This window comes from Pseudoalteromonas sp. S327 (genome assembly GCF_005886415.1).
GTDB classification, from domain to species: Bacteria; Pseudomonadota; Gammaproteobacteria; order Enterobacterales; family Alteromonadaceae; genus Pseudoalteromonas; species Pseudoalteromonas atlantica.
In genome coordinates, this window is sequence record NZ_PNDP01000005.1 from 91517 (window position 1) to 101148 (window position 9632).

Here is a 9632-nt window from a genome sequence, read left to right on the forward strand (position 1 = left end):
CTACAGGGCCGATTTACTTACAAGCCAGCCGGCAAGTGTTTCAAAGTCATCGTTAGCAACACTGTAAGGCGCACAATTAAGCGCTACATTTCTATAGGCTGTAGACTCTTTAATTACTTCATCACTATTTATAAAAAAGGGTGCCATAAGCGGCAAGGTAGATTGCCATAAAGAAAACAGGTCAAACTCAAGTGTTGATGCAGAGTTATAACGATTGACTAAAAAGAAGTGTTTCCACTGGTTGTCAGTGTGTTTTAACGTTTGTAGTTTTTTATAAATTAAGCTGTGGCAAATAGCATCACAATTAACTATTTCAATCACTATGTCGTTTTTATCGAGCGGATAGTGGGTGATATCAATATGTGCAGGGCAATCAAAAAGAAGCCAAGCATTATTGTTATAATCCAGTTTATTGCAATTGTTTATAAAATCGAATAACGCTGCGGTACTAACACTTTTATCGCCAAAAGGTAAAAACACTATGCCATCACTATCTTGATGAAAGTGCTCAAGGGCTTGTTCAAAGTCCTGCTCGTTACTCCAGCCTTGGTTGTACTGCCAAGGCAGGCCAAAGTGCAGGCCCAAATCGCTTTTAGAGTCTAAATCTATAGTGATAACGTCAGAGCCCGACTTTTTTAATACGCAGGCTAAGTTGGCAACCATAGAAGTAGCGCCAGTGCCGCCTTTAATGCCTTTTAGAAAAATTCTTTGCAAAGGATTGTTTACCTGTCGTTTCAATTACTACTTACGCATTTACTGCACGGTGTATTTCGTTCAGTAATGCATATTTTTTTATTGTTTGTTTATTTTTTTGTTTATTAACAATTTCAACGTAATCTTCACTTTTGCCGCCAAAACGTCGTGCAAGGTTCTCAATGTCATTTGATGTTAAGGTTTCAGAGCTTTTTGTCGTTAAATTACGCATTGTTGCCTTTGTGCTAAAGTTTATTATTTTTATTTAAAGTGGACAATATTTGTCTATTATATATAGAATAGCGGGTAAAACTAGTAAAAAAGTATTTTTTATAGGCTAAATTCAGTGCAAAACTTTAACATTTCAGGCTTGCAGCCCTCTGCTGCAGAGCTAAAACCTGCATCGTTATATGCAATTTTAGCCCCTTTAGACAATTTTGCTACTGAACTGGCATTACATGCAATTAATAACCCCTCAGTCTCTGATATTTATATTGTTTCTTCTCAAATAGAAACATTTTTTGAAGGTCCTTTTAGCGATGCATTAAATCATGCATTTGACCAACACAAAGTGCATCCGTTTAGGTTTTCGGCAGATACGCGCGACTGGCCAAAGCAACAAATAATTAACAATACCCTAAAAGAGCTAAATGCTTATAAACAGCTAAATAACGCATTAGTCATTGTTCACTTTAGTACGACTGATTTAGCTTCATTGGATCAAAAGCAACTGATGCAAAGTGTTCAGGCCTATAAAAAATTTAGTACACAATCAGGAGCAACTGTCTTATTTTTAGTTTCAGGCCCTGAGGTGACTAACTATCGCTTTTTATTAAGGCGGTTAAATTCGGACCTCGACGGGTTAGTATATGTTGAGAATGATTCCACAGTGCGCGTACTAGAGTACGATTATTGGCATCACAGTACAGGTATCATCGCCTCTGTACAGTATCCATTAATGATTGAAAATGGCTGCTTTAAAGTGCAGCAAAATAGTATTACGGAACAACAAACCTCAACATCGGGTGTATTTGCAGATGAAGACGACGTGTGGATTGTACAAGGAGCTATTCCTGAAGGGACCAAGCTTCCTGCAAAATATAAAATAATAAAAGACAACAATGCGCTTTTTTCAAAAGGCCCTAAATTAGAGGCGGCAACATTGGTATTTGCAGTTTCGCGTTATACCGATTTAGCCCTGCTTGCCAAGCAATGTTTTGAGCTGAGAAAAAACTGTGGTCGCTGGCTTAAATTAGTGATTCAGAACGTTGACGGGGTGATCCGCCATCAAGATGAATGCTTATTTTTGACCTTAGGTGTTAATCTTATTTTGTATAGTTTTTCAGAGCCTTCAAGGTTGCTCTCACAAGTTCAGTCAATTCAAGGGTTTCAATTTTCAAGACCGTTACCGCCTTCTATTGAACATGTACTTCAATTTACCGAAAATACCTTTTCTAAAGGTTACCTGCCTTTTATAGAATTTACCAAACAGGTAGAAGTTCACAGCGACTCAGCTGTAAATTTAGGGGTAAGCGGGGTGTTAGTTAAATTAGAGCTTTTGCCTCGGATTGACCCAATCCACCCTTTGCATTTATTTCATATAAAGCGAGAGGGTGACGTATTCAGTTTGGTAGAAAACACCGTGTATTTGTATTTACATGCGTGTCGCGAAAATGATGTAAACAATGCGATAAAGCACTTGTTTAAATTAGAAACAAACGATTTTTTTGCGCAGCAAAATATTATTTCCGATCATTTTTATATTCAGCAAGAATGTAAACAGCTTAGGCGTTATTATGCGGGCCAAGATATAACCGATTACTCTGCCCAATTAAAAGAGAATGAAAGCTATAAATTTTCGCAAAAAATAGATGCAAGTGTTGCAGCTGATTTAGAAACACCAGAGTTTACTAAAAACGAGCGCGCAGATGCTGTGCCGTTTAAAATGGCCATAAAGAGTAACGTATGAGTATCAATCAATTATTGATTACAGCAATTTTAGCGATGCTAGTTGGCGTATTTTTATGTATGTCGGGGTCGTTGATACTGAAAAAAATAAAAAAATACTATGCTCAGCTTACGTTTAAACATGAAGTACTCGAACCTTACAAACCAAATAGAATAAAGAAGGGTAAATAGTGAAATTATCAGGCTTAGGGGTGTGGAACCTCTATTTTTTAGTTAAGTTTGCACTTTTTTATTATGGTGCAATCGACTTTGGCTTATTAGCAAATGCTGCGCTGGCTGCTTTTTTTGCTATTTCTTACACGCACCCTTTACTAAATAAAGCCAAACATTGGTTAGGCGCAGTAATGGCCATTGTTTTACTTTATAAAGATTCGTGGTTGCCCCCTATAGACCGTTTAACACGCCAAGCTGGTAACGTGCAAGACTTTAGCTTTGGCTACTTTTTAGAGCTCATGGCGCGTGTCATTAATGTTGATATGTTATTGGCACTGTTTGTTATTACTGTGTGCTTTTGGTATTGCTCACAGTGGATACGCTTTACCACCGTAACAATAGTTGGGCTTATGTTTGTAGCCTGGCAGGGGACAAACAACGAGGATAATTTAATTACACAGCCAGTGGCGGCTAATAATGTTCAAACAGCAGCGCCTCGTGCACAAGCACAGGTGGTAACACAAGAAGCAAAATCGCCTGATCAGCAATTAAAAGAGTTTTATCAGCAACAAAGTTTGCTAGCAAGCCAGTTCCCTCAGCAATATAATGGCGAGTTATTTGATGTCATAGTACTAAATATTTGCTCGATGGCCGTGGCTGATCTAGAGGCTATTGGCGTAAGCCTTGATGATTTATATAGCGATTTTGATGTGGTGTTTTCTGATTTTAATTCGGCTACTTCTTACTCTGGGCCTGCTGCAATTCGCCTTCTACGAGCAAGTTGTGGTCAAACAAGCCAAACTGCCTTATTTGAAAATGCACCAGAGCAGTGTCATTTGTTTAAAAATTTAGAAAACTTAGGTTACAAAAGCAATGTGGTTATGAACCACGACGGCCACTTTGATGAGTTTAAAGGTTTGGTGAAAAAGTTTGGTAAAATAGATGAGCAGCCTTACGATATAACTAACTTACCTGTAGCTCAATACGGGTTTGACAACAAACCTATTTACTCAGACGGGGCAGTACTAAACTCATGGTTAAATGATAAAGGTGAAGACTGCGCGCCATGTGCTATGTATTACAACACCACCAGTTTGCATGATGGCAATCAACTAGCGAATCAAGCCCGCATGAGTAGCCTTGAAAGTTACCCAATTAGACATAAAAACTTATTTAACGATATTAACGGGTTTATTAAAAACCTAGAAAAACGTGGTCGTAATGTCATGCTGATGATAGTACCTGAACACGGCGCAGCATTAAAAGGCGATAAAGTGCAGTTTGCTGGGCTTCGTGAGATACCAAGCCCAAGTATTGTATCTGTTCCGGTGGCGATTAAGTTTATTGGTAAAAATGTACAAAGCTATTCACAAGCGCTTGTAAGCGAATCAACAAGTTACTTTGGTTTATCGGAGCTAATTAGTGGCGTGCTTAGCACAAACTTTTTTGCAGGTAATGGCAATATTGCCGACTTAGTTGATACGCTGCCTCGTGCACCTAAAGTAGCCGAAAACGCTGACACAATAATGATGTATGTTAATAAGCGCCCTTATATTCAATTAGATGGCGGAGACTGGACCCCATACCCGCAAAATTAATAGCATATTTGCACGACCCCTTTTAAAACGCAGCTTACACGCTGCGTTTTTTAGTTTTAAGCTGCACGTTATTACAGTTTGATGTTTATAGGCGTGAGTTTACAGTGATAAAGACGATGGCTTGTCCAAATTTGTTTACAATTTACTGTATTGAATAACGGAGTTAGCGTATTATTCGGCTAATATAGTTTTTCCTTATTCGAGGATGTATGCGTCTAGATATTCATTGTGCCGACCGTGTAGGTATTGCCCAAGAGATCCTAAATATTTTAGTAAACTACGATGTTGACTTAAAAGGGATTGAGGTTGATTCGGTAAATTGCCGTATGTATGTAAGCTTTCCTGAAATTGAATTTGAGCAATTTCAAAAAATTATGCCTTCTATTCGTTTGATTGATGGCGTACATGATGTTCGCACAACCGCCTTTTTACCCTCTGAGCGAGAGCATAACGAATTAAATACACTGCTGCGTGCACTTCCCGATGGCGTTATCTCGATTGACGCAAAAGGGTGGGTACGTTTGTGTAACGACGCTGCCTGTAAAGACCTACAGTTGAGCGAAAAAGAAGTGGTAGGGGCCAATATTAATAACCTACTAAAAGGGTTTAACTTTACGCGTTGGTTAGAAGGCAAAGAAGTACTTGGACAAACAACCCGGGTAGATGTTGCCGGTGAAGACTTTATTGCCGATATTTTACCGATTGCCGTCCCGCAAGGTGGTGAAGGTGACGTGTTAGCTGGTGCGGTTATAAATATAAAATCGCAAAGCCGCCTTGGTCAGCAGGTCAGTGCCTTTAGACGTTACGGGCAAGAAAGCTTTGCAACTATTCACAACTTTAGTACTGCTATGCGCCGTGTAGTGCGCGAAGCACGAAAAATGTCGCAGCTAGAAGCCCCCATTTTAATAACCGGAGAAACTGGCACAGGTAAAGAGCTCCTTGCTCGTGCGTGCCACTATGCCTCTAATCGTTCGGTTAAGCCGTTTATTGCACTTTCGTGCGCATCTTTGCCCGATGATGTGGCTGAATCTGAATTATTTGGTTACGCCGGATATGAAGAAAACACCGCACCTAAACGCGGGGTCCTAGAGCAAGCAGATGGCGGTACTGTGTTTTTAGATGAAGTTGGCGAAATGTCTACACAGCTACAAACAAAGCTGCTGCGCTTTTTGCAAGACGGCACATTTAGAAAAGTGGGCGACGAAAACGAAGTAAAAGTAAACGTGCGTATAATTGCAGCCACACAAAAAGATTTACCCGCGATGGTGCAAGAGGGCGTATTTAGAGAAGACTTATACTATCGAATTAATGTACTCACATTAGAGATTGCACCACTGAGAGACCGTAAAGCTGATGTGGGCCCATTAGCCGAGCACTTTATTCAAAAGTACGCACAGCAAAACGGCCACGCAATTCCGCTTTTATCACAAGAGTGCTTACGCTTTTTACAAGAGTACCCGTGGCCAGGTAATGTGCGCCAGCTAGAAAATGCAATTTATCGGGCGGTGTCGTTACTTGATGATAGCGAGCTACGTGTAGAGCATTTGCAATTGCCCACCTTTACCCACGATTTAGGCTACTTAGAGTCAGATTTTGAAGGGTCGTTAGATCAAGCTGTAAAACGTTTTGAAGCAACCTTGCTACGCAAATTGTATCCGGCTTACCCAAGCTCAAGACAATTAGCTAAGCGTTTAGGGCTTAGCCACACTGCAGTGGCAAATAAACTACGAGATTACGGTATTAATCGCAAAACTGTTAAAGTTTAATAGCCGCTTTACTGGGCACTAGCTCTTAGTGCCCATGTTTTTAGTAACCCCATCAATGGCGATAGTTTCTATGCCATTTTCATCAAAATTAATCACTATGCTTGCGTTATTACGAGTAAAAAAGTAACTGCGGCCATTCAGCTCAATCACGTAATTGCCTTTTACGGGGTCTTTAAATTGCTGCTTTTTTAAACTGACAGTATGTTTACCTATTTGCCAATCAAACGCTTCAATAAAGCCATTATTAAACTCTTGTACCCACACTTGGCTATCGTCTTTAGCTAAAGTGATTGCTACCGAGTATGAGTTAGGTAATTGCGACATATCGTAGCTTTTGCTACCTATCGAAAATTTACCAAGCTGCTGCTGCCATGCAAAGCCAAAATTAAAGGTTTTTTCTATACCTGTTGGGTAAGTTACCGTACCTGGGCCTTTAATTGTAAAATCGGCCAGTGCGCTGGTGCTAATGCATAATAAACTGGTTGTGAAAAGTGTCGCTAATTTATATTTCATACTATGACTTTTTTATATTTATAATTTGAGATTAAAACAGAACATTCGCCTTAACAAGTGGCTATGTTACACTGAGTTAACTTTATACTGGTAAGACCTTCTCGTGAACTTATATATTAGACTTCTTTTATTATTTTTTAAAATTAAGCGCAACCGCGACTACCAACAGTTACTTGATACTGTCGATATTGATTACAAAGCGCTGCCAACAGACTGCGATATAAACCTGCATCTAACAAACTCGCGTTATTTGGCTATGATGGACTTGTCACGCACTTGGATGATTGAGCGAATTGGTCTATTAAAACAAGTAATGAAGCGCCGTTGGTTTCCTATTGTTAATGCTACAGCCATTACTTATATTCGCGATATTAAACCTATGCAGCGTTATACCATTAGTACCAAGCTGGTGGGGTGGGATCATAAATATTTTTACATTGAACAAAAGTTTCATTCTGCGCGTGGCCTGCACGCTATAGCGTATGTGCGCGGTGTGTTTAAAAACAAAAAAGGCATTGTCAGTATTGAAGAAATGCTTGAAGTAGCGGAGTTTGATGGTGTAGCGCCTATTTTGCCAAGTGAAATTATGCATTGGAAAGAAATGCTTGAGCAAAAAAAGGTGAATAACCTTCCTAAATAATTTTCATAAAATAAGGCCTTTCGGCCTTAAACACATAGAACATAGGCGCTGTAAACTTATTTAAAAACTGTACCTTACACCAAACATGGCAACGACAGGGTCAAGCTCAACGGTTGATGTAAGGGCTTTTGCACCGTTTGCATACACTGTGGCATCGGTATCTATATCAATCATTGATACCATGGCATGCAGCCCCCAATGTTGATCGATTTTATAGTTAGCGCCTACTTGTGCAATAAAGCCAAACGAATCATCGAGTTTTACTTCAACATCATCAGTGCCTAGGGTTGCTTTTAGCGCTTGAGAAGGCTGTTCGTCAAAAAAGGTGGTGTAATTTAACCCTACACCAATAAACGGGCGTAGCGCGTAACTTGTATCTAAAAAGTGGTATTGCGCAACTAATGATGGCGGAAGCTGTTTGATGTCGGCAATTTTATTGCCAGCTAACTCACCCGCGCCATTTACATCGTGCGAAAACGGCGTAGCGGCAATAAGCTCTACCACCCACTTATCGTTAAATGCATAATCGATTGTAATACCTAGCTGCGTGTCAGAGTCGCCTTTGAGACCCAGTGTTGGCGCTTCGTTAATTGCCGAGCTGCTGTTATCTGGATTTACATTAATAGCGCCAACATTAACGCTAAGGTTAGCGTGTGCCGCAGGGGTAATAGCAAGTAAAGAGGTAAGTAAGGCAATGCTGATTTGGGTTTTCATGTTGTGCTCCAATAACTACTTTTTGATTGACGCTATTATTACAATCTCCGAGCGTTGAAAACCTGTTCTAGATCAAAGTTTCAAAAATGTTTGAAGTATCTGAACCCTTTTCTTGATTTAGATTAAAGTCAGTGCAAAAAGTATTTTAATTAATTGACACAGCTATGTATTTAACGGTCATCGCACTGTATTAACTTTGCCATTATTTGGTCATATTCTCGCGCTTTAATAATCTCTCTTATGGTTATTGAGTGTGTTGTTATGTCTGTTGCAAAAGTATCACAAAACAGTGTAAGTAAACCTTTAAGCGCGGTGGTAAAAAATACGCAAACGCTTATTAGGTTTGAGTCTGTAACGCCTAATCAAGGCGGAGCCATAGATTGGCTTAGCAATGAGTTAACTGCGCTTGGCTTTAACTGTGAGCAGTTTATTTGTGAAGGCGTTACTAATTTAATTGCCTACGTTAGTTTTGAGCAAGAAGGGCCATGTGTTGCGTTTTCTGGGCATATTGATGTTGTGCCCGCAGAGTCGGGCAACTGGCTAAGCCCGCCTTTTGCTGGCAATATTATTAATAATGCCGTGTATGGTCGCGGCGCTGCCGATATGAAAGGCGGTGTGGCGGCTATGCTTGGTGCTACTAAGGCACTATTAAAAGAGACTAAAAGTAAAAAAGGGCGTTTTTATTGGCTCATTACCTCCGATGAGGAAGGAGAGGCCGAATTTGGCTCAGAGGTAATAGCCGCGCGTTTAGCAAAAAATAATATACAACTTGATGGCTGTATTGTTGGTGAGCCGACAAGCTCTACACACGTAGGCGATACAATTAAAAATGGTCGCCGAGGCGCTATTTCTTCTCGTATAAAAGTACACGGCAAGGCCGGACATGTTGCCTACCCACAGAACACTATAAATGCTGCGCATATTGCGGGTAATATTGTAAATTGTTTAAGTAATTTAACATGGCCTGACGATGAGCCAAGCTCTAAAACCACCTTGCAAGTGACCGGCATTAATATAAAAAATGTTGTTGATAATTTAGTGCCTAGTGAATGCGAAATTACCTTTAATGTGCGATATAGCCATGGTTATACAAGCAATGCAATAAAGCACTGTATATCAGCGGCGCTGAGTGAATACGCCCAGCACCTGGAGGTTGAATGGGAGCGAGCGTGTGAGCCCTATTATACGGCACCAACAAACGGGTGGAGTTTATTGCAGCAGTTAGAGCACACCATTTATGCGCAAACAGGGAGTTACCCCATGTTAAGTACCAGTGGCGGTACTTCTGATGGGCGATTTTTTGCAAACCAGCATACCCAAGTTATTGAGTGCGGCGTTAAAAATAGTACTATTCATCAGGTAAACGAGCATGTTCCGGTTGATGATTTACTTAAAATTGAGGCCATTTACACAGACTTATTAGCGCGAATTTTTAGCCATAAATAGTAATCGCACAATAAAAATAAACAGCGAGAATCACCTCGCTGTTTGTTTGAGTAGGGCGTGTTGATCTTTAATGATTGAGTTTGCAGCAGTATGTTTGGTTTTTAGGCAAGGCAGAGCCTATGAAGTGTGGTTATTCCCCAT

9 protein-coding genes are annotated in these 9632 nt (G+C 40.1%); 5 read left to right on the top strand and 4 right to left on the bottom strand.

Going from position 1 to position 9632, the window contains the following annotated elements; all coding sequences use genetic code 11:
• Both bcsQ and bcsR read right to left on the bottom strand, forming a co-directional pair.
• Complete coding sequence (bcsQ, locus tag CWB60_RS03130; protein ID WP_024032290.1) at nt 1-714, bottom strand: cellulose biosynthesis protein BcsQ; 714 nt, start codon at nt 712-714, stop codon at nt 1-3.
• 31 nt (nt 715-745) lie between these two features.
• Entirely contained in the window at nt 746-925 is a 180-nt protein-coding gene (bcsR, locus tag CWB60_RS03135) for a BcsR/BcsP family cellulose biosynthesis protein (protein WP_055253153.1), read from the bottom strand.
• A 114-nt stretch (nt 926-1039) separates the two neighbouring features.
• Between bcsR and bcsE the strand changes: the two genes are divergently transcribed.
• From bcsE to tyrR, 3 genes are all read left to right on the top strand, one after another.
• Complete coding sequence (gene bcsE, locus CWB60_RS03140) at nt 1040-2662, top strand: cellulose biosynthesis protein BcsE (RefSeq protein ID WP_138579253.1); 1623 nt, start codon at nt 1040-1042, stop codon at nt 2660-2662.
• A gap of 169 nt (nt 2663-2831) precedes the next feature.
• Entirely contained in the window at nt 2832-4412 is a 1581-nt protein-coding gene (bcsG, locus tag CWB60_RS03145; RefSeq protein WP_138579251.1) for a cellulose biosynthesis protein BcsG, read from the top strand.
• Between the two features lie 209 nt (nt 4413-4621).
• Nucleotides 4622-6178 carry a transcriptional regulator TyrR gene (gene tyrR, locus CWB60_RS03150; protein ID WP_004588344.1) on the top strand — a complete coding sequence of 519 codons (1557 nt, stop codon included), beginning with the start codon at nt 4622-4624 and terminating at the stop codon, nt 6176-6178.
• Between the two features lie 18 nt (nt 6179-6196).
• On the opposite strand, the gene CWB60_RS03155 is transcribed toward tyrR, so the two are convergent.
• Nucleotides 6197-6691, bottom strand: coding sequence for a hypothetical protein (locus CWB60_RS03155; RefSeq protein WP_024032286.1), 495 nt, complete (start codon nt 6689-6691; stop codon nt 6197-6199).
• A gap of 103 nt (nt 6692-6794) precedes the next feature.
• Here CWB60_RS03155 and CWB60_RS03160 point away from each other — a divergent pair, with 103 nt between their 5' ends.
• Entirely contained in the window at nt 6795-7331 is a 537-nt protein-coding gene (locus CWB60_RS03160; protein WP_004588346.1) for a thioesterase family protein, read from the top strand.
• A 60-nt stretch (nt 7332-7391) separates the two neighbouring features.
• Here CWB60_RS03160 and CWB60_RS03165 read toward each other — a convergent pair whose 3' ends face one another.
• The gene (locus tag CWB60_RS03165; protein WP_138579249.1) at nt 7392-8045 is read right to left on the bottom strand and encodes an OmpW/AlkL family protein; all 654 of its coding nucleotides are present in this window, start codon (nt 8043-8045) and stop codon (nt 7392-7394) included.
• Between the two features lie 261 nt (nt 8046-8306).
• Here CWB60_RS03165 and dapE point away from each other — a divergent pair, with 261 nt between their 5' ends.
• A complete protein-coding gene (gene dapE, locus CWB60_RS03170) occupies nt 8307-9491 on the top strand; it encodes a succinyl-diaminopimelate desuccinylase (RefSeq protein WP_138579247.1) in 1185 nt (394 codons plus the stop codon).
• Nucleotides 9492-9632: the final 141 nt, after the last annotated feature.